The organism is Paraflavitalea sp. (assembly GCF_059502485.1).
Genome location: NZ_JCACET010000010.1, coordinates 1977041 through 1998006 on the forward strand (window position 1 = coordinate 1977041; position 20966 = coordinate 1998006).

Genomic DNA, 20966 nt, shown 5'->3' on the forward strand with positions numbered 1-20966 from the left:
TCAGGGATTGAATGGTGAATATTCCAGGAAGCTCCAACCTACCCGGTGATGTTCAATGGTGTGGACCCAGCGTGCATTGTGAAAAAGCCAGAAACGGCCTGTGCCTTTGGTTTTCAAAAGATCTGCTTCGGTGGTTTGGTCAAAAAGAAGACTTGCTGTACCGGTAAGTTGTAATGTTTGTCTGTTTTCAAAATCAACAAACAGCAGCCCTACTTTGGGATTTTGTGTAACATTCCCTAAAGTATTGAAATAACTCGCACCTGGATAGTCTGGTATTTTTAAGGTGCCGTTCTCTATAATTTCAATAAAGCCCGGATTACCTCCCCGGTGGGATGCATCCAATCGTCCATCCACACCTGCGCTGGCCACAAAAAAAGTGTCGGCACGCCTGATCCAATTGACCATGTCTTCATTCAGTTCAGTTCCTTCTACCGGCTCCGGGTTGGTTTTTTCAAAGTATTCGGGCATAGAGATGACCCGGCGTTGTATATATTTAGGGCAGTTGGGATAGGCATGCTCAACATGGAGTTCAATTTTTGAATCAACCAGCCTGGAAGTTCCATTTACCCGTAATCTTTTGCGTGAATCCAGTTCAATGAACAGGCTCCCAATCTGTTGATCATGTGTGATGTTTGAATAAAAAACATCTGACGGATCGCTGGTCAGCTTCCCGGTATCGAAAATGATGGTAGTAGGGTCCTGTACTTTTACAAAGCCGAAGTTGCCAATCAGCAACGAGGCCCACAATTCTCCTGCCTGATTTCTGCTGCCGACAACAACCATTGGCTGCTTTTCTACAAAGTTTATGGCGCCCTTTACTATATAAGGTGTTACCAGCTTCTTATTCGCTTCAGCCGCTTCCACTTCGCCTACTCTCTGTTGAATTTCCAATTCTCCACTGTGAAATACTTCGTCCATACTTCAGGATTTAACAACTGTCCTCCGGTTGTACCGGAGGACAATAATCAAAAATGGATTAGAAAACAAGGATGTCGTAACCGTCCTTTTTAAGGCTTACGAAACTTGGCAACCCAGGAGTTCCTGGCACTTTGTTATCGTTCAACAGGTCATAGCCCGATACATCTGCGCCAAATACAGCTGCACACCCCGTGGAAACACCCTGTATTTTATCTTTTACTTCCAGGAAAAGTCCGTTTACCGGATGCGCTGATTTTTCAAGTTGTTCCGGCCACCTGGTACCGGCTCCCTGAAAAATGATTTTTACCTCCTCACCAGCGTGTTTGAAATCGTACGCTGCCGCTAAAGCATTGAATACACGTCCCAGGGCTTCTTCCGAACCAGCCTTAGGGTCGGAGAGGATAATAATTGCTGTCTTGCTCATATCTTTTAATTTATTACACCACAAAGTTCCCGTGGTATTTGCTTTTTAAGAATGGATGATTTTGACTATCTGATGGATGATTTTTATTTCCAGCCACCGCCCAATGAGCGGTAGAGCACAGCTATGGCACTTAGCTGCTGGCGTTTAATAGCGGCCAGCTCCAGCTCGCTTTGCAGCACATTGCTTTGGGCAATTATTACCTCAAGATAATTGGCCATACCATTTTTAAATAACAGCGTGGCATTGCCAATTGCTTGTTGCAGGGTGTTCACGCGGTTGGCTACAATTGCTTGCGCTGCTTTCAACTTTTCAATTTTTACCAGTGCATCAGATACTTCGCCTACAGCGTTCAGTACCGACTGCCGGAACTGTAGCACCACTTTCTCGCGCTCAATTTTGGATACCTCGTATTGCGTCTTTAGTTTTTTGCGGTTGAAAACGGGTTGCAAAAAGCTGCCAGCTACTGCACCGAACAATGATGCAGGTATATTGAACCAGTTGCTGGCTTTAAACGAGGTGACCCCGCCGGCAGCTGTAATATTGAGCACAGGATACATGTTGGCTTTGTTGAAACCGACGTTGCCATTAGCAATATCAAGTGCCAATTCTGCACTACGCACATCGGGCCTGCGACTGAGCATTTCTGATGGCAAACCCGCAGGTATGTTTTCTATTACAGAAAGCTGATTTAAACGAGTGCTGCGCTCAATGCTGCCAGGCAAAGCGCTGGTAAGTATGCGCAGGGCATTTTCCTGTATGACGATGTTCTGCTCAAACCCAGGTACCAGCTGTGCGGCCGCCAGTTGCTGTGCTTCTGCCTGCTGAACGGCCAGTGAACTAACTTGTCCAGCCCTAAACTGCAGGCGAATAATACGCAGGGTGCTATCGTTCAACACGACGTTGCGTTGGGCAATGCCCAGTTGCTCATCGAGCATCAGCAGGTTATAATAGCCTTGCGACACTGCCGATACGATATTGGTTTGGATAGCTTTCCTGGCTTCTGCAGTTTGCAGGTACTGTGCCAGTGCAGCCTTACCCTGGTTGTGGATCTTGCCCCAAATATCAGCCTCCCATGACAGGGTAAGATTCATGCTATAATCCTCGATATGATTAGTTCCTAAAAACTGTCCCAATGTCAAACCGTTCAAGCTATTTTCTGACGGGCGATTCGTATTGGCCGTTATAGCGAGATTGGCCTGTGGCATGTAGTTTAATTTAATTTGCTTAAACAGCAACTGAGACGATTCGATGTTCTTCAACGCTATCTGCATATCATAGTTGTTTTGAATAGCGCTGTCAATCAGTTTTTGTAAGAAAGGATCAGTAAAAAAGGTTTTCCATTGTATATCGGCAACGCTGTTGGTATCGATGGCAACCTCTGCATTCCTGAAAGCTATAGGCAATGCAGGTTTCGGGGTTTCAATATTCCTGGAAACGTTGCAGGCACTCATCATCAATAACAAAATAAGCCCGCCTGAAACATTTTTAACCTTACCTGAAATTTTTTCAACCTTGATGCCACTCACTTTTTCCTGCAGGTGCTGGAATATCACAAACAGGACCGGAATGAAGAACAAGCCTAATAGCACGCCAGACACCATACCGCCGGCAGCACCAATACTGATAGCATGGTTGCCTTGTGCAGAAGGACCGGTTGCAATACTCATCGGGAATAATCCTACTACAAAGGCCAGCGAGGTCATGATGATTGGACGGATCCTTAGTTTCGCCGCTTCTAATGCTGCCGCCACCAGCGACTGTCCGGCTTTTCTTCGCTGAACCGCAAACTCCACGATCAAAATGGCATTCTTGGCCAGCAAACCGATCAACATGATGAGTGCTACTTGTACATATATGCTATTTGCAATGCCCGTTAAACCAATGGCAACAAACACACCGAATATTCCGGCAGGCAGCGACAAGATGACCGCCAGCGGCAGGATATAACTTTCGTATTGCGCAGCTAACAAGAAATAGACAAATACCAGACACAACAAAAAGATGATGGTCGATTGCCCTCCGGAAGCGATCTCTTCACGTGTTTGGCCAGAGAATTCGTAACTGTATCCCACTGGCAATTGTTTTTCGGCGACTTCTTCAACCGCTTTGATCGCAGCACCAGAACTGAAACCTGGCTTAGGGATCGCATTGATCGAAATCGAGTTGAACATGTTGTACCTTGAAACAGTCTCTGAACCATACACACGGCTCAGTTTCACCAGCGTATTGATCGGCACCATCTCACCACTCTTGTTCTTGACGAACACCCGGTCGATCGATGACGGATCCGCTCTATCGGTAATATCAGCCTGAACCATTACCCGGTAATATTTACCAAAGCGGTTAAAATCTGATGCCTGCGCACTACCAAAATAAGCCTGCATGGTTTCCAGGATATCTTTCACATGTACGCCCAGCTGATCGGCTTTGTCATCATCGATGTCCAGCTGCAATTGCGGATAATCTGCTTTAAAACTGGTGAAGGCAACTGCTATTTCCGGACGCTTCATCAACTCTTTGATAAATTGCTGAGCTATATCGCTGAATTTATCCAACTTACCACCGGTTTTATCCTGCAGTACCATATCCAATGCTTCCACATTGCTGAAACCTGGCACTGTCGGGAAACTGAAAACGAAGAAACTGCCACCGGTAATGCCACTCAGTTTGTTTCGTGCCTCGTCCATAATCGCGTCTAAGTTTTTCAACTTGCCACGCTCTTTGTTAGGTTTTAATAAAATGTAAATGATGGCTTTGGATGGGCTCATAGAATTGGTCAATACATCGAAACCGGAAATAGCAGTTACAAAGCGCACTGCGTCCATCTTTTTCAAGGTGGTTTCGGCCTGGCTCATTACCTTTTGAGTTCCGTCCAATGTTGTTCCCGATGGCGTATTGACCGCAATGGCAATAAATCCCTGATCTTCTGTTGGTATAAATGCAGAAGGCGTGGATCTTACCATGAATACTGTGACCAATGCAACCAGGGCCAGGCCACCCATGCTCAGCCACTTATGAGCGATCAGGAATTTCAGGCCACCGACATAACGGGTTGTTATAGCATTGAAACTACTATTGAAGCCAATAAAGAATTTTTCTTTAAAGCTTCTTTTAACCGGCTCTCCTTCTCCATGAGCAGGGGTCGTATGATTGTCTTTTAAAAATAAAGCTGCTAATGCCGGACTTAAGGTTAAAGCGTTAACAGCCGATATTACGATCGCTATTGCCATAGTAAAGGCAAATTGACGATAGAAGAGACCAGTAGAGCCTTCCATAGAACCAACCGGCAGGAATACGGCGGCCATTACCAACGTAATGGAGATGATCGCTCCGGATATCTCATGCATTGCTTCGTGGGTAGCCGCTTTAGGTGATAAATGTTTATGCTCCATCTTGGCATGAACAGCCTCGACGACCACGATCGCATCATCCACCACAATTCCGATAGCCAGGATCAGGGCGAATAGCGTTAACAGGTTGATCGAGAAACCAAACAGATGCATGAAAAAGAACGTGCCTAAAATAGCTACCGGAACAGCAATTGCAGGGATCAGGGTCGATCGGAAATCCTGTAGGAACAGGAATACTACAATAAACACTAAAATGAAGGCTTCGATCAGAGTATCCTTTACCTGGGCAATAGATTGATCTAAAGCTATTTTTGTGCTAAAGAAAATTTCATGTTTTATCCCTTTCGGAAAAGCTTTCGAGGCTTTCTCCATCGCCTTTCTAACTGCTATCTGCGTCTCATTGGAGTTGGCGCCTGACAGCTGAAGGATACCAATAACCACCCCTTTTTTACCACTCAGACGCGTTAAGCTATTGTAAGAAAAGGCACCTAATTCTACTCTGGCCACGTCTTTTAAGCGGAGCATGGATCCATCTGCATTCGATCTGACCGGGATGTTTTCATATTCTTCTGGCCTGGTTAATTTTCCTTTGTATTTGATGACATATTCGAATACCTCTTTGCTATGCTGACCAAATTTACCTGGTGCAGCTTCGAGACTTTTATCCTGGATAGCACGCATGACCTCGTTTGGTGTGATCTGGTGTGCCGTCATCTGTGCCGGGTTTAACCATACCCGCATCGAATAATCCTTTTGTCCACCGTAAAGGCTGGCCAACCCTACGCCCGGAATACGTTTAAGCTCAGGAATGATGTTGATCTCCGCATAGTTCCCAACAAAAGTCTGATCATACCTGGACTCATCTTCGGTGTATAAACCGATACCCATCATAAAAGTAACATGCTGTTTCGATGTGGTAATGCCTTGCTGGACCACCTCGGCAGGTAAATGACTCAATGCCTGCGATACCCGGTTCTGCACATTAATCGCGGCCTGGTCGGGATCTGTTCCGAGCGTAAAGTAAACAGCGATCGATAAGGTACCATCGTTGCTGGCAGTAGAACTCATGTAGGTCATGTTCTCTACACCGTTGATCGATTCTTCCAGAGAGGGTGCAACGGAACGCAAAACTGTTTCTGCATTGGCGCCCGGATATAATGCATTGACCATTACGGATGGGGGCGCAATATCAGGGAACTGTTGTATAGGCAGTTTTAGCAGACTAATGAAACCCAGTATTACCAATATAATAGAGATAACCGTGGCCAGTACAGGCCGCTGTATAAATGTTTTGAACATGGCCGTAGCGCTTATTTGATGTTGGTTAATTGGGCTGTTTGACCAGGAGCTTTTTCCGGATGGATGACCTGTCCCTCTTCTAAACGGTCTAAACCGCTCAATACAATCTGGTCACCAGATCGTACGCCATCTTTGACCAGGTAATTATTACCGCTTTTACCAATAACGGTGACAGGCATTTTGGCAACTTTATTGTCTTTATCAATTGTAAAAACAAACACTTTCTCCTGCATTTCCAGTGTTGCCGATTGCGGTATTAAAATAGCAGTATCATGCTTCAAGCCCAGGCGAAGCTTGCCGGTATTGCCCGAACGTAACAGCTCATTGGCATTGGGAAAACTTGCCCGTAATGTAATGGCGCCGGTAGTTTTATCAAACTGACCATCGATCATATCGACCTTACCCTTTGCGGAATAAATGGAGTTATTGGCCAACACCAATTCAACTGCGGGAAGATTTTTGATTTTATCGGCTGGTGTTTTACCCGGATAATTGCTGTTGAAATTATTGAAGTCGTTCTCTGCAAGGGAAAAGTAAACATACACTTCATGGATATCAGATAACTGCGTTAAGGCCGTTTGATCGTTCGGAGAAACTAAACTTCCCTGTTTCCTGGGAATACGACCGATATAGCCACTTACTGTTGCTTTAACATTGGTATAACCTAAGTTGATTTGGGCTGAGGCAACGTTTGCTGTAGCCTGCTCAACATTTGCCTGGGCGATCTTATAGGCAGTTGTAGCCGTTTTCAACTGGACTTCAGCAACAACATTGTTCTGAACAAGCGGGGTTAATTTATCAACTTCAAGCTGAGCGTTCATTACCGCGGCTTCGGCAGCGTGCAGGCTTGCTTTTGCGTTGTTCAATGCTTCTTCATAAGGCTGTGCATTAATTTTAAATAGTGTCTGCCCCGCCGAAACATACGCGCCTTCGTTCACCAAAATGCTTTGCAGGTATCCGCTAACCTGCGGACGTATGTCAATGTCTACCACTCCCTGAATGGATGCAGGATAGTCCCGGTAGGTAGTTTGTGTACCAGCCATGATGGTTGTTACCGGCAATGATGGGGGTGCAGACGCCGGTGTTTGTGGAATTGAAGTGCAACTATATAACGCAATGACGGCAAGCGCCAGCATAATACTTTTCATGTAATTATATTTTGATGATAAATGACGAGGATTAAATCAATCCGGGGAGGCTAACCCGGGGTCCCTCTTTTAAGCGTTTAATTCTGGCTTTACTTGCCACTTTTTATAGGGTTAGTATCACACTGCAAAGGTGCGCTGGTATTTGCTCGTAAAGAATGGATGTTTTTTACTTTCTAATGGATGTTTTTCAGCAGCTGTTTGTGTTCAGTAGTATATCCTCTCCGTCATTTCAGCATTCGCAAGAATCGCCTGTACAAGATTGTTTATTACTTACCTCAGCAGTACGTGTGTTGTTTAACCAGGCATCGACCATTACTCTTAGACTATCATAAGACTGGTACCCACGCGTAATCACTTTGACAATTCCATTTTCCAAAGTAAGCAGTGTCGGAAAGCCTTCAACACCTAATTGCCGGCTAAATTGAAATCCCATCAATGTTTTTCGCTTCATTTCCTCCCTATTGAAAGCTTCTGAAAAAGCATTCTGTTCAACTCCCATTTTTTCCGCCAATTCAGCCAGCACAACACCACTCGTAATATCTTTGCCTTCAACATAGAATGATCTTTGCATAAGGCTCAAGAATTCGAAATCCTGACCTGGCAATAATTGCTGCATTACCGTTAGTGCACGGCTTGATGGTTCTGTATCATACTGGAATGTTTCAGAGACGAACTTCATTGAATGATCAAACGGCTGTCCACTCCGTAGATGTACATTTCTCCAATGGTATTCCAGGAAATTTCTATACTCGTCCGTAACAGCTTGCTTACTGCCCGGAGCAAATCCACCAGCTATAATCTGCAGGTCAATATCCGGGTAATTCTCTTTCAATTTTTTCATGGCAGGACTAAAGCCATAACACCACGAACACATGGCATCAGTGAAATAAAACATTTTCATAAATTCTACTTTTATGAGTTCTAAAAAAGCATGTTTAGCTTTATTTACACCGCAAAGTTCCCGTGGTAAATGTTTGTGGAGAATGGATGATTCTTATTTTCTAATGGATGATTTTTTGCTTTCCGCAAAAGTGTAGTAGGCCAAAAACTGAAAATCAGGCCCATGAAAGTAAAGAGGTATAAAAACAAAAAAGGTCCATCATTGCTGATGAACCTTAGATGCGGACCGGACGGGACTCGAACCCGTCCCCACACTGCTGTGGGGATGACAGGGCGGCATTCTAACCGACTGAAATACTAAGGGATTTATTGAGCGAATTGTGCTACAATGTTTTTGGAAAGAGGCAACAATGCAAAAATTCTTTCGCGTGTAGCCTTTTTGAGATTTTTTTCCCTGATTAATGCTTCGTTTTTTGAAGCCATTTCTTCAACGTAAACTAATATCCAGGGAGCAAGGCGGCGGGTACTGATGGTTTCTCCTGCATTATGTTGCAAAAGTCTTTTGACAGGATCTTCGGAAAATCCTTTGTAGAAACTATTGTCAATTTGACTTTGAATTATATAAACATAGAAAGGCATAAATGCAAAAGGCTCCGAATTTCTTCAGAGCCTTTGCGGACCGGACGGGACTCGAACCCGCGACCTCCGCCGTGACAGGGCGGCATTCTAACCGACTGAACTACCGATCCAATATGTTGAGCGAACTGATCGCTTAAGAACTTTTATAATTCATCCCTAAAACCTACAAACTCCTCGTTTCCAACCCTTTCTACTTACCGTTTTGTCGTTTTTGGGATGGCAAAGATAGCAGTTTTTTGATTCGAACCAACAAAAAAATAAGATTTCTGAAAAAAATGCTCGCGCCATAAATCCTTCTGCTCCCAGCCAAACACTCATTCGCCCCAGGCGGTGATCATCAGCCGCCTGCTCCCGCCAAAGTTGCGGTGCTCACACAGGTAAATTCCCTGCCAGATGCCCAACGCCAACTCTCCATTGTGGATCGGGATGAGCACTGAGTTTCCCAGCAAAGCGGCTTTGAGGTGTGCCGGCATATCATCCGGTCCTTCATCGTTGTGAACATAATCCGGATCGTTTTCCGGAACTGCTTTGTTGAACCAGGTCTCGAAATCTTTGCGCACGGTAAGGTCTGCATTCTCATTGATGGTGAGTGACGCAGAAGTGTGCTGAATAAATATCTGGCAGATTCCTGCCTTCAACTGACTTATTTGCGGCATAGCTCTTTCCACTTCATCGGTAATCAGGTGAAAGCCTCTTGCCCTAGCCCTGAGCTGCAGTGTTTGTTGGAACAACTTCATGCACTAAAAGTACGATATCTGGGTGCATGGCTATACTTGTTTTACTTCGGCGCTTTGGCTAATTCTTCAAGGGTCCACATTGCTGTGCTGGTGCGCGCTTTCGCTCTTTCCTGTTTCACGGCATCTGCAGATACGATGGGCGTCCATCTTCTGCGGTTGTTATTATTCTTAGCAAAGTTGTAACGGATAAAGCTCAGCACAGAAGCTACCCACTGATCATCGTTGGTAGCTCCGAATGGCGCCATCACGTCGGGATATGCTTTCCCATCAATGGGTCCGGACAGTCCATGCAGCAATATCCGGATGAGCGTGAGGCTGTCGCCGCCCATACGGTCGGAACCGGCCAGCGGTGGTGCTGCAGTGGTGTTGCCTACTACTGCTAATCCCTTGCCATCAGCGCCGTGACAGGTAGCACAAAGTTGCTTGTAAATTTCCTGGCCGGCAAGGATGGTATTCCTGTCGCCGGCAGACATATTGGCCAATCTTGAACCAAACAGTTTAGTATTCTTATTCACTTCGATGCTATTGGCCACGCCTTTGAGCAAAGCAGCATTGGAAGAGCCAGCTACCACCTCATTCGCTAACTGCACAGCAGCAGGTGATGTGGATACAGACATGGAAGCCGCCAGTTGTACCTGTACTTCTGCCGAAGCATCATTTTTAAGAGATGCCAGCCGGACGATCACTTCTTCATCATTATTGCGCACGAAGTTTTCGCTGATCCATACAGCAGTCTTCCGCACTTGTGGGTCAGCATCGGCCAACGCGGCATACAATGCAGGTTTATCGAGTGCCTGCAATCCTTCCAGCGTCCACAATGCGTGGATACGAGCCAGCGCACCTGTTTTATTTCCGATAGTACTTTCTTTACCAAGTGCTACGTTTTTCAACAGCGGTACCACTGTCTTATCCCCACGCACGATCAATTCTTTTTGTGCATTCTCGCGCCACCAGCCGTTGGGATGATCGAGATAACTTACCAGTTGGGCAGCGGTAGCATCCAACAGTCGGGGGCGTTCTCCGCTTTTGTTGCCATCGTGTACCACGCGATAAATACGTCCGCGACCAATGTTCTTGTCCAATCCTTTCTTCAGGATGCGGGGACGCAGAAAACTACCTTCAGCCGTCCAGGTAGCTTCCTGTATAATGCCGCGATACATATCTACAATGTACAAGTTACCATCGGGCCCAGTAATGCTGTTCACAGGTCTGAAGTTCATATCGGCCGAAGCGATAAATTCTGATTTGTCGTAAGCATTCTTCAAAGAGATACGACCATTGTCATTGGCCACTTTTGCACGACGCACCAATCTTCCTACAGGCTCACAGATGAATAGGTCACCTCGCACATCGGCCGGCAACGCATCGCCCCGGTAAATAGATTGTCCGCAGCTGGCGGTAAAATGATTCAAGGTAGTATCGGGCCTCAGCCTGTTCATGCCACCTTGCACATCGGGTGTTGCAATGATGGGCCACACGGCCTGGAACTCATTGTCGTATTGGTTGGGCATATTCAGCAGGCCATATACCGGATTGATGTGAAAATGCATAGCGGGCACTTCACCACCTGCATTGGAGAAATAAAGCCTGCCGTAATCATCATTGCCGATGCCCCATTGTCCGCCAGGTGAATTCACCATCGTATCTGCCAGCAGCTTGCCTGCCTGGTAACGATAGCGAACGGGGTCGCAGCTTACATAGATCTTATTATCGAGATTCCACAGCAGCCCACTCTTCTGGTGTTCGAGGTTACGGGTATCTTCTTTATCGTTTTTGTAGACGAGTGTTTTTTCATCGGCCACGCCATCTCCGTTCTTATCACCGTAGCTCCAGATATTATAGCTCCATGTTTCATTCACCAGCAGCTTGTCGCCTACACATAGCATCATGCGGGGCAGCACCAGGCTATCGATATATACAGTTTGTTTATCCATCACGCCATCCCAGTTCTCGTCTTCAAGGCGTGAGATACGACAAATGGGTCTTCGCTGTCCGGTGCCGTTGATATCCTGCATGTAAGTACGCATTTCTGCCACATACATCCTGCCATTGCCATCCCACACGATCGCTACGGGTTCTTTGATCATGGGCTCGCTGGCTACCAGCTGCAGCTGGTAGCCTTTGGGCAGCAGCATGGTCTTCATACTTTCTTTGGGCGACAGGAAAAGTGGTGAAGGCGTTGGATTGACAATCACTTTGCCTTCGGCATCGCGCTTAATAGTTTGTCTTGAAGTAGTACAGTTCCAGGCAAATCCCAACAGCATCAAGGTTCCAATTGTACAGGCAATCTTTTTATTCATGTTGTAGTCTATTACGGGTAATCAATTTTATCTTTTGCCGATGGCATATTTTATGCCGCCCAGCAGGTGCTTCATGAATACGGGGTCTGAAAAGTTTTCATTGGTATGCCCCATAGCAGTATAGAAAGATCTTCCGCCATCATAGGCATGGTACCATGAAATGGGATGATTATCGCCATTGGTGCCGCCCTTATAGCTTTTTTCATCTATGCTTACGAGGACTTTGATGTCATCGGCTATCCATTTAAAATTGTACCATTCATCTTTGTGGCTGAACGTGGTGGCCATGGATGTGGTGGAAGGGTGCCGCCTGTCTTTTACGGTTAAAGTGGCTTCCTGCACAGCAGGGTGTCCGCCAAAGTAAGCGCCAACGAGGTTGCCATACCACTTCCAGCCATACTCACAATCGGTGGCAGCATGGATACCAACAAATCCTCCACCCGAACGAATAAACTGTTCCAATGCGGTTTGCTGATCAGCATTCAGGATATCGCCAGTCGTGTTCAGGAAAATAACGGCTTTATACTCCCGTAACACTTCAGGAGTGATCTGGCTGGCATCGCGGGTAGTATCTACTATAAATTTATTCTCTGCACCCAGTTGCATAATGGCTGGTATACCCGGCTTGATGGAGCCGTGGTAAAAACCGGCTGTCTTATAAAACAGCAGTACTTTCTTATTTTTCTTACCAGGGTTGCTCCATGCCGGCACGGTAAGTATAGTGAATATCAACAACAGTAATACAGGCAATCGTTTCATATCATTTGTTTACGGGTGATCATTTAGTAGCCGATAATGAAAGAATGTATTTGACGAGCTTTTGTGCATCCGCTTTGGAGAGCGTGGCATGCGGCGTCATGGGGACCTGCCCCCAGTTGCCCGATCCGCCATTGATCACCTTGCCCGACAACAGCGACACGGTAGAATCTGTATGCGGGTATTTCTTCGACACATCTATATACGCGGGGCCTATAGACTTTTCATTCACTTTGTGGCAAACCATGCAGTCGAGCTTGGTAATAAGTACTTTTCCTTCTTCTATTTCCTGCGGCGTAGCCAAAGGGGCCGGCGGTGGTGGAGGCTTTACGGAGGTTGCCGGTTTTGCCGGTGCAGGCTTTTTAGTGGTCTGACTGTAACTGTCATTAACTGCTAACAACTGCAACGCCACAACAGCACAAGCGGCAAGGGTGATTTTTTTAACCATAATCGAATTATTAATAGACAATCTGTAGTGAATTTATAGTTGAGCTCCTATTGCGCCACAAGGGTGTATACTTCTCCTGCACGCGTGTTCATATCGTATAACAGGCCTTCCGGCGCGCTTAACTTTTCCGTGCTGGCCGCATGTATCAACGGCGTCGGTGTTTCATCGATGGCGTAATAGGAATTGGTATTCTTTCCGGCAGCGGGGCGCAAGGTTGCTTTTCCGGCAGGACTTACCGCATTGGGAAGCCGTAGCCTGCAATTGCCACCCAGCAATGATTTGATGACAAGCTTCTTCACCCGTCCCTGCTCCCACGTCAGTTCCACGATCTCAAACCCGCCCAATGCACGCAAGCCTTTCACGGTGCCTTTCTTCCAGGCATCGGGCAAAGCCGGCAGCACATGGATATTACCATCATAGGATTGCAGCAGCATTTCTGCTATACCGGCGGCACAACCGAAGTTTCCATCGATCTGGAAAGGTGGGTGTGCATCGAACAAATTGGTATAGGTACCGCCACCGCTGTTCTCTCCCTTGTTCACACCTGCAGGTGTAAGCTGATCGCGGATCATCTTGAAGGCGTGATTACCATCGAGCAACCTGGCCCAGCAGTTTACTTTCCAACCCATAGACCAGCCGGTAGAAACATCTCCACGCTGTACGAGGGTAGTTTTAGCAGCCATGGTAAGTTCAGGTGTACGGAAAGGTGATAGCTGACCACCGGGATAGAGACCAAACAAATGGGAGATATGGCGATGTTTGTCTTTGGGGTTATCGATATCCTGCAGCCATTCCTGCAGCTGGCCATGCTGGCCGATCTGCATAGGTGGCAAGCGATCGCGGGCAGCTTTTACCTGCGCAGCAAATGCAGCATCGATGCCCAGTATGTCTGATGCCCGGATGACGTTGGAGAATAATTCAAACAGCAACTGGTTGTCCATCGTAACACCAGCCGCAATAGATTTTCCGCGGGCAATACCCGGCGCATTTTCCGGCGACATGGAAGGCGATACGACGAGCCAGTTGTGGGTGGGTTCCGGTATCAGGAAGTCGAGGTAAAACTGAGCAGCGCTTTGCAATACCGGATATACCGAAGCGAGGAACTTCTTGTCACCGCTATATTGGTACTTTACCCAAAGGTGCCTGCTGAGCCACACCCCTCCCATCGGCCACATGGCAGAGTAAATGCCATCCACCGGGCCGGTGATGCGCCAGAGATCGGTATTGTGGTGGGCCACCCATCCACGCGCGCCATACATTACCTTGGCTGTTTCGCGGCCGGTCTGTGAAATGTCTTTCACCATTTCTACCAGTGGCTCATGCATCTCAGTGAGGTTGGTAATTTCTGCCGGCCAGTAGTTCATTTCGGTATTGATGTTGATGGTGTACTTGCTGCCCCAGGGCGGGCTCATCTTATCGTTCCATATGCCCTGCAGGTTGGCAGGCTGTCCGCCAGGTTGAGAAGAGGAGATCAACAAGTAACGCCCGAATTGGAAATACAGGGCTACCATCTGGGGATCGTCGCCACTCGCAAATTCTTTCAGGCGTTCATCAGTGGGTTTCTGTACGGCATCGGTCACGCCGAGGTCGAGCGATACCCTGTTGAAATAGCGTTGAAACGTGCTGATGTGGTTTTGCAGCAATGCACTGTATTTCTTTTGCAAGGCTTTGGTGAGGTATTGCCTCGCGCGTTGACCTTCATCGGCACTGATATTATGGTAATTGATGTAATTGGTAGCCATGGACAGGTACACAGTGGCTTCATCTGCACCCTCTATTTTTATGTTCTGACCTTCACTTACCTGTTTGCCGCCTTTGGTAACGATCTGACTGATGGCTGCAAATTCTACTTTACCGGCCACGCCATCTTTTTTTCCGGAAATACCAGACACGATGATCTTATTGCCTTCGATGGTAACAGTAGATTTTTGTTTGCTGGCCAGCGAGGCGGTAAAATGCAGGCTGCCGGGACGGTCGGCTGTCAGGTGCAGCACCATCACCTGGTCGGGGATGGAGGCAAAAGCGGTACGCGTATACTTTACACCATTCACGGTATAGGTGGTGGTAGTCACTGCCCGCTGCACATCCAGCTCCCGGTAATAATCAGCATAACTGGTATGGCTGGGAAAAGCGATCGTGAGATCGCCGACCGGTTGAAAATCCATGCCATTGATGCTATCGGATTGGATAGTCTTAGCCGCCAGGTCGGAGGCTTCTTTGTATTTGCCTTCAAAGATCAGTTTCCTGACCTCGGGCAGGGCAGCCAGCGCCCGGGGGTTGTCGTTCCGGTTGGGGCCTCCCCGCCAGAAAGTGGATTCATTCAACTTGATCACCTCCGCTTCCGGATTGCCATAGACCATGCCGGCAATGCGGCCATTGCCGATGGGCAGGGCTGCTTCCCATACCGTTCCGGCGGGTACCTTGTACCATAACTTCATATGCTTATCCTGCCCCCGGACAGCCAGAGTAGACAGGAAAGAAAAAACAACCAATAAGAAACAGGGAAATCTTTGCGACAGGGCGAACGGAAAAAACCGGGCCTGATTAAAGGAAGGGAAAAAATTCATATGGGTTTGCAATTGCTTAAAAGAAGCAATTAAACACTTCGCACCTTAATTTTTTCCTAATTAGCGCTTAACGCGACATTAATCCTATAAATTAATCAAATAATTGCCTGTTTCGCCGGTTTTTGGAGCAGGAAGCTGGATGAGCTTTTGTATAAAATGGTAATTCTAAGGAATCAGAAATTCTTTTTATAGATTTACCGACTATAGATTTAAACTGCTATTATGGAGCTTCTTTTCTTCACCGATTTCATGCCAGATCAGCTTCTGCACACCGGCATGCACCTTTTTAAATCCCGGTCGGTTAGCGCGCTTCGCGATTCGGGTTTTGGTAATTGGACTGCAGAGGTTTGGGATAAGGAGAGCTATCCGGTAACCATCGAAATAGAAGACGAGCATGTCCAGACAGTGTCATGCACCTGTACCAAACATATTAATAAAGAATATTGTAGCCATATTGTAGCTGTGCTGTTGGCCATCCAGCATAAGGAAGGTCTATTAATGACGAAGGGGGATCTGAGTAACCTGCTAAAAAAATTGTCCGTCGCAGAACTTCAGAATTTCATGGTAGAGGAAGCGTACGGCGACGCCGTACTACAGGATAAACTAATAGAGCTGGCAGGGGAAGATGAATTTTACGATGAAACGAAGGATGAAAATGACGAAGATGAAGCAGAGGATGAGGATGATAATGATGTGGAGAATAAAGATGCTGGTCGATCCGAGGCAGCCGTAAACAGACCCATAGGATCGGCTGCAGCAAAAGCCTTTGAAAAGAAGATTGTAGATGCAGCATGGAGTAAAGACCATAAGAAAGCCAAAGAGCTTGCCGAAAAAGGTATGGCAAAAGCAAGAGAAGAAGGCAACGAGCAAGACTATCGGTACATTCAATTCTCCATACTTGGCACTCTTCAACAAACCAAAGATGTGTTGGGGCTTCGTGAACTGGCACGGAAGTTCTGGCGGGAAAGTAAAGATATGTCCATGTACCGCGTCGTTAAAAACACCTATGTTCCGGATGAATGGCAGAGAATTGCCGCCGCCTACATCGACAAGCTGGAGAAAAAGATGCCTTTGTATATTGAAGGAACGGAAGACCCGGCTGAACTGGCAGAGGCGTACCTCGAAGAATATGACGATGGTAATGCATTGGAAAAATTGTTGCAAACTATTCCCCGTTTACCTTTTCTCAATCAATACGCGCCCCGCCTTGGCGAGGGGCATGATGGCAATATATTGTTATTATACCGTGACGTGCTATTGAACTTTGCAGGCACGCATCAACAAGGAGATGATCCTGCCGAATTTCTTACCGGGCTACAAAATATGAGCGATAGAACAGGCGGTAAGCTTGCAGTAAGCGAGCTATCCAACGAGATCAAAACACTTAATAAGCCGCTCCATCAACTGATCCCTGCCGGGTTGAAGAAAAGTCCCGGCAACGCTCCTTCATTTTACCAGGAGCTGGCGCAGTCATTGACCGACGGCTTATACGACAAAGGAAAAGCTGCGCTGACCAAACAACAATACCAGGAAGCGGCTGCTATCGCTACTGCTATGGCTGCTGTTGGCCACTCTGATGCTGTATGGAAAAAATACAAAGGATCTTATGTAGTAGAGTATGCAAATAAGGGCTTTGAGCTGGCATTGACGGTTTACCAATCTCCCCTGCCTCAGGAACTGTCGCACACATTATTCCGGAACGCATTGCAATACTGGGAGAGCAGTGAACACCTCATGCAATTGTTTCCTATTCATTGGATAGAGCTGCTGATCGCATTGCCCAAAAGCGATGAAGAGCGAGTGCTGGCTATTGTGAACAGTATGTTGCCCAAGCTCCACCACAGCGAAACACCTAAATTAACACGCTTATTGAAACTGAAAGCTTCCTTGCTGTTATCGATGGGCCGTAAGCAGGAAGTAGAAACACTGATGGCAACACATGAGCGCATAGCGGGCCTGCGCGAATACCTGATACAGCAGGCCGATGCATCCAATGATCATCCGGTTGCACAACGCCTGGCCAGTGAAGGTATAAGGATCCATGCTTCCCTCGATAAAACGCTGTATCGCCGTTTCCTCCATATTGCTTTGGAGCTGGCGAAAAAGTATAATGATATAGAAGGCATACGCAAGCACGCGCATATGTTGTATAACGAAACAAAAGACCTGGAATACTACAGAACCATTAAGAAAACTTATGAACCAACTGAATGGCCGGGAGCAGCAGCAATCTTCTTTATCAATAAACTGGAGAATAATGGAAAAAAATTCTCCCGTTACAATGTAGCCTCGTGGGAGCTATGTGCTGTATATGCAGAGGAAGACCTGCTGGACCACCTGCTTAGTGTGGTGGAACGCGCAGACAATTTTGAATTGACTGAACGATATGCCGGGAAACTGTATAAGATTTTTCCGGATGCTTTGCTGAAATTATACAGCGATGGCATCAAAGAATACGCAGCAGACAATAAGAATGCCGAAGCAATAGACCGGATTGCCGATCTGTTCCGGACTATGAAGCAATGGGAAAGAGGCTCCATAGCCGTGCAAAAACTAAGAGAAGAGTTCAGAGATATGTATCCAACACGGACTAAACTGTTGAAGGAGATCGGTAAAATATAACCTCGCTATTATTTAACGCCACGAGGCCTAACACCTCATTAACATTTATAAAACAGCCCCCGGGAAGAATCCACAAGGCTTCGGGAAGTATGCCCATTTTTAGTGGGCGTTATTGGTTGCAATTTTACATCGTCAATAACGACAAAGCAATCAATAAAAAAACAAATACAATGAAAACGTTCACAGTTCCCACCAGAGAAGAAGTATCACCCGCTAACCAGGTATTGTTTGATAATCTGAAAAAAGGAATCGGTAAAGTGCCTAACCTGTTTGCTACCATGGCGCTCTCACAAAATGGTCTTGCTAATTACCTTGCCTTGTCAAGCGGTAAATCATCCCTCAAAGCCAAAGAAAAAGAAGTAGTAAATCTGGCAGTGAGCCAGGCCAATGAATGTGATTACTGTTTAGCTGCCCACAGCGCCATCGCTAAGTTGAATGGTTTTACAGATGACCAGATCCTTGAAATACGTAGCGGTGCAGTTTCATTCGATAGCAAGATTAACGCTTTGGCTGCCCTCGCCAAAAGCTTTGTAGTAAACCGTGGCAAGCCCTCTACTGAATCAGTAGACGCCTTTTATGCAGCCGGTTATACCGATGAAAACCTGGTAGATACCATCATCCTGATCGGTGATAAGATGATCACCAATTACCTGTATGCGGTTACCAAAATACCAGTTGATTTTCCCGCTGCTCCAGCCTTGCAACCAGCAGAAGCCTAATCAGTTTTTTTCATGGCTATACATATACAACAAGTCCCTTTCCGTAGGGGCTTGTTTGCTTTTTCCTAAACAGGTGCAAATACGCCCATTCCTGGTTAATATCTCTTAAAGCCCTTTGTGCTGAAGCCTGTAAATTGGCAGTTTATAATTTTAACTGGAATGGGAAATATCAACCTGGTGTTTATGAAGAAGTTCTTGTATGTGTTAGTAGTCTGCCTTTTTAGTGTTGCTGCCCGCGCGGCCGATCATGAGCTTCGCTCTCCCGATGGCAATATTGTGATCAAGATCAGTACGGGCGCTACCATCGAATGGAGCGTAACCTTCAAGAGCGAAACGGTGCTTTTCCCTTCCGGTATTTCCATTACTACCAACGGTGAAAAATTCCCCGGCCCTAAGAGCAAGTTGCTGAAACAATTGAAATCAGATCACCGTGATTCTATCTTCTCCATTGTACCTGTTAAAAATTCCATCATTCCCGACGTATACAAAGAACTGAAGCTGGTATTTGCCGGCGGTGTTACCCTCTGTTTCCGAGCTTATAACAATGGCGTTGCCTACCGGTTTGAACTGGATAAAAAGGTGCCCTCACTGAAGGTAGATGCAGAAGAAGTGAGCTTTGCCCTGGACAAACAAAACAAAGCGTGGTGGCCGGAAGAGAACAACCCAGAATTTATTTCTCACTACGAAGGACTGTTCAGCACAAAGATGTTGGATACCATCCCTGCGAAAAAGTATGCGTATCTCCCACTTTACCAAACTACTCCGGGCGGAACAAAACTGGTGATCACTGAAAGCGATCTGTACGACTATCCCAACCTGTTCTTGTTTCCTCACGAAGGCGGCAAACTGGAAGGCAAGTTTCCTCCTGCGGTTTTAAAAAGCTATGTAGCACCACGTACCGACCGTCGGGAAGTGCTGGCTGAAAAAGCTTCCTACATTGCGGATACCAAAGGCAGTAGAACACTCCCCTGGCGCTTGCTGATGATCGCTCCCGACGATGTATCACTGCTTTCGAATGAACTGGTATTTCAACTGGGCACCCCTGTTGCACAAGGAGATTTTAGCTGGGTAAAGCCGGGAAAGGTAGCCTGGGACTGGTACAATGCCAACAACGTCTTTGGTGTGGACTTTGAATCGGGCATCAACAATGCCACCTATAAATATTACATAGACTTTGCTGCACGCTTCGGGCTGGATTATGTGATCCTCGACGAAGGTTGGTCACGCACGACTACCGATGTTAGCGCACCCCGCAAAGAGATCAATGTGCCCGAACTGGTGCAATACGGCGCCTCCAAAGGTGTGGGTATTATTCTGTGGAGCCTGTGGCGCCCCATCGATGAAAAAATGGATTCGGTACTGGATAGATTTGTACAGTGGGGCGTGAAAGGCATAAAAGTTGACTTTATCCAAAGAGCCGATCAATACACGGTGAATTGGTATGAGCGCGTAGCCAAAGCCTGTGCAGACAGGAAACTGCTGGTAGATTATCACGGAGCTTACAAGCCTGTTGGCCTCAACCGCAAGTATCCAAACGTGATCAACTATGAAGGCGTAAAAGGATTGGAAAACAACAAATGGGCTGACTATATAACGCCTGAGCATAACCTTACACTCCCCTTCACCCGGATGATGGCCGGTCCACTTGATTATACACCAGGAGCGATGCGCAATTCCAACAAGAAAGGATTCACTGTTTCTTTCAATGAGCCGGTAAGTCGTGGCACCCGTGCCCACCAGGCCGCTATGTACGTAATGTACGAAGCACCGCTGCAGATGCTGGCAGAGACGCCATCATTGTATTTGCAGGATACTGCCTTTACCCGCTTTATTGCCGGCATCCCTACTACCTGGAATAAGACAGTGCCCCTGGCCGGAAAGATCGGCACCTATGCTGCTGTGGCCCGGCAGCATGGCAACAAGTGGTACATTGGCGCTATGACCGATTGGGATGAAAGAACATTGGAAGCCAAACTGGATTTTCTTCCTGCAGGCAACTACAAAGTAGAGATCCTCACCGATGGCATCAATGCCGCCAAATATGCTACCGATTACAAGATATCCACCTTACAAGTAAAAAGTGGTGACGTATTGAAGATGAAAATGGCCTCCGGCGGCGGATGGGTAGCGGTGATCTCCCGTCAATAGTCAACTTTTTATTTTACACGGGTCATAATACATTTACAGTCTAAAATGTAA

14 protein-coding genes and 1 tRNA gene are annotated in these 20966 nt (G+C 46.7%); 3 read left to right on the plus strand and 12 right to left on the minus strand.

What is annotated here, in order from left to right; all coding sequences use genetic code 11:
• From AC5JBY_RS25055 to AC5JBY_RS25110, 12 genes are all read right to left on the minus strand, one after another.
• Positions 1-918, minus strand: a complete 918-nt coding sequence (locus AC5JBY_RS25055) for a pyridoxamine 5'-phosphate oxidase family protein (protein ID WP_495907412.1) — start codon at positions 916-918, stop codon at positions 1-3.
• 58 nt (positions 919-976) lie between these two features.
• Positions 977-1342: a DsrE family protein gene (locus tag AC5JBY_RS25060; protein ID WP_495907413.1), complete on the minus strand. Its 366-nt coding sequence runs from the start codon at positions 1340-1342 to the stop codon at positions 977-979.
• 83 nt (positions 1343-1425) lie between these two features.
• Positions 1426-5991 carry an efflux RND transporter permease subunit gene (locus AC5JBY_RS25065; protein WP_495907414.1) on the minus strand — a complete coding sequence of 1522 codons (4566 nt, stop codon included), beginning with the start codon at positions 5989-5991 and terminating at the stop codon, positions 1426-1428.
• 11 nt (positions 5992-6002) lie between these two features.
• Complete coding sequence (locus tag AC5JBY_RS25070) at positions 6003-7139, minus strand: efflux RND transporter periplasmic adaptor subunit (protein WP_495907415.1); 1137 nt, start codon at positions 7137-7139, stop codon at positions 6003-6005.
• A gap of 229 nt (positions 7140-7368) precedes the next feature.
• On the minus strand, positions 7369-8040 hold the full coding sequence (locus tag AC5JBY_RS25075) for a DsbA family protein (RefSeq protein WP_495907416.1): 672 nt from the start codon (positions 8038-8040) through the stop codon (positions 7369-7371).
• Between the two features lie 305 nt (positions 8041-8345).
• On the minus strand, positions 8346-8618 hold the full coding sequence (locus tag AC5JBY_RS25080; RefSeq protein ID WP_495907417.1) for a GIY-YIG nuclease family protein: 273 nt from the start codon (positions 8616-8618) through the stop codon (positions 8346-8348).
• Positions 8619-8654: 36 nt separating this feature from the next.
• A tRNA-Asp gene (locus AC5JBY_RS25085) sits at positions 8655-8728 on the minus strand.
• Positions 8729-8932: 204 nt separating this feature from the next.
• Positions 8933-9355, minus strand: a complete 423-nt coding sequence (locus AC5JBY_RS25090) for a secondary thiamine-phosphate synthase enzyme YjbQ (RefSeq protein WP_495907418.1) — start codon at positions 9353-9355, stop codon at positions 8933-8935.
• 41 nt (positions 9356-9396) lie between these two features.
• Positions 9397-11655 (minus strand): PVC-type heme-binding CxxCH protein, encoded by a 2259-nt coding sequence (locus AC5JBY_RS25095; protein ID WP_495907419.1) that lies wholly within the window; start codon positions 11653-11655, stop codon positions 9397-9399.
• A 27-nt stretch (positions 11656-11682) separates the two neighbouring features.
• Positions 11683-12414, minus strand: a complete 732-nt coding sequence (locus AC5JBY_RS25100) for a ThuA domain-containing protein (RefSeq protein WP_495907420.1) — start codon at positions 12412-12414, stop codon at positions 11683-11685.
• Between the two features lie 19 nt (positions 12415-12433).
• Entirely contained in the window at positions 12434-12859 is a 426-nt protein-coding gene (locus AC5JBY_RS25105; RefSeq protein WP_495907421.1) for a c-type cytochrome, read from the minus strand.
• 47 nt (positions 12860-12906) lie between these two features.
• Positions 12907-15297, minus strand: coding sequence for a glycoside hydrolase family 95 protein (locus AC5JBY_RS25110; RefSeq protein ID WP_495907422.1), 2391 nt, complete (start codon positions 15295-15297; stop codon positions 12907-12909).
• Positions 15298-15648: 351 nt separating this feature from the next.
• Between AC5JBY_RS25110 and AC5JBY_RS25115 the strand changes: the two genes are divergently transcribed.
• The 3 genes from AC5JBY_RS25115 (at position 15649) to AC5JBY_RS25125 (ending at position 20915) form a co-directional block, all read left to right on the plus strand.
• Positions 15649-18048, plus strand: coding sequence for an SWIM zinc finger family protein (locus AC5JBY_RS25115; RefSeq protein ID WP_495907423.1), 2400 nt, complete (start codon positions 15649-15651; stop codon positions 18046-18048).
• A gap of 170 nt (positions 18049-18218) precedes the next feature.
• Positions 18219-18767 (plus strand): carboxymuconolactone decarboxylase family protein, encoded by a 549-nt coding sequence (locus tag AC5JBY_RS25120; RefSeq protein ID WP_495907424.1) that lies wholly within the window; start codon positions 18219-18221, stop codon positions 18765-18767.
• Between the two features lie 183 nt (positions 18768-18950).
• Positions 18951-20915 carry a glycoside hydrolase family 97 protein gene (locus tag AC5JBY_RS25125; protein ID WP_495907425.1) on the plus strand — a complete coding sequence of 655 codons (1965 nt, stop codon included), beginning with the start codon at positions 18951-18953 and terminating at the stop codon, positions 20913-20915.
• The last annotated feature ends 51 nt before the right edge of the window (positions 20916-20966 follow it).

Bases quoted from the DNA above. Each gene is read 5' to 3' on its own strand.
- AC5JBY_RS25105 (WP_495907421.1), bottom strand. From the start codon at position 12,859: ATGGTTAAAAAAATCACCCTTGCCGCTTGTGCTGTTGTGGCGTTGCAG.
- AC5JBY_RS25120 (WP_495907424.1), top strand. From the start codon at position 18,219: ATGAAAACGTTCACAGTTCCCACCAGAGAAGAAGTATCACCCGCTAAC.
- AC5JBY_RS25075 (WP_495907416.1), bottom strand. From the start codon at position 8,040: ATGAAAATGTTTTATTTCACTGATGCCATGTGTTCGTGGTGTTATGGC.
- AC5JBY_RS25060 (WP_495907413.1), bottom strand. From the start codon at position 1,342: ATGAGCAAGACAGCAATTATTATCCTCTCCGACCCTAAGGCTGGTTCG.
- AC5JBY_RS25110 (WP_495907422.1), bottom strand. From the start codon at position 15,297: ATGAAGTTATGGTACAAGGTACCCGCCGGAACGGTATGGGAAGCAGCC.
- AC5JBY_RS25090 (WP_495907418.1), bottom strand. From the start codon at position 9,355: ATGAAGTTGTTCCAACAAACACTGCAGCTCAGGGCTAGGGCAAGAGGC.
- AC5JBY_RS25070 (WP_495907415.1), bottom strand. From the start codon at position 7,139: ATGAAAAGTATTATGCTGGCGCTTGCCGTCATTGCGTTATATAGTTGC.
- AC5JBY_RS25095 (WP_495907419.1), bottom strand. From the start codon at position 11,655: ATGAATAAAAAGATTGCCTGTACAATTGGAACCTTGATGCTGTTGGGA.
- AC5JBY_RS25080 (WP_495907417.1), bottom strand. From the start codon at position 8,618: ATGCCTTTCTATGTTTATATAATTCAAAGTCAAATTGACAATAGTTTC.
- AC5JBY_RS25065 (WP_495907414.1), bottom strand. From the start codon at position 5,991: ATGTTCAAAACATTTATACAGCGGCCTGTACTGGCCACGGTTATCTCT.
- AC5JBY_RS25115 (WP_495907423.1), top strand. From the start codon at position 15,649: ATGGAGCTTCTTTTCTTCACCGATTTCATGCCAGATCAGCTTCTGCAC.
- AC5JBY_RS25055 (WP_495907412.1), bottom strand. From the start codon at position 918: ATGGACGAAGTATTTCACAGTGGAGAATTGGAAATTCAACAGAGAGTA.
- AC5JBY_RS25100 (WP_495907420.1), bottom strand. From the start codon at position 12,414: ATGAAACGATTGCCTGTATTACTGTTGTTGATATTCACTATACTTACC.
- AC5JBY_RS25125 (WP_495907425.1), top strand. From the start codon at position 18,951: ATGAAGAAGTTCTTGTATGTGTTAGTAGTCTGCCTTTTTAGTGTTGCT.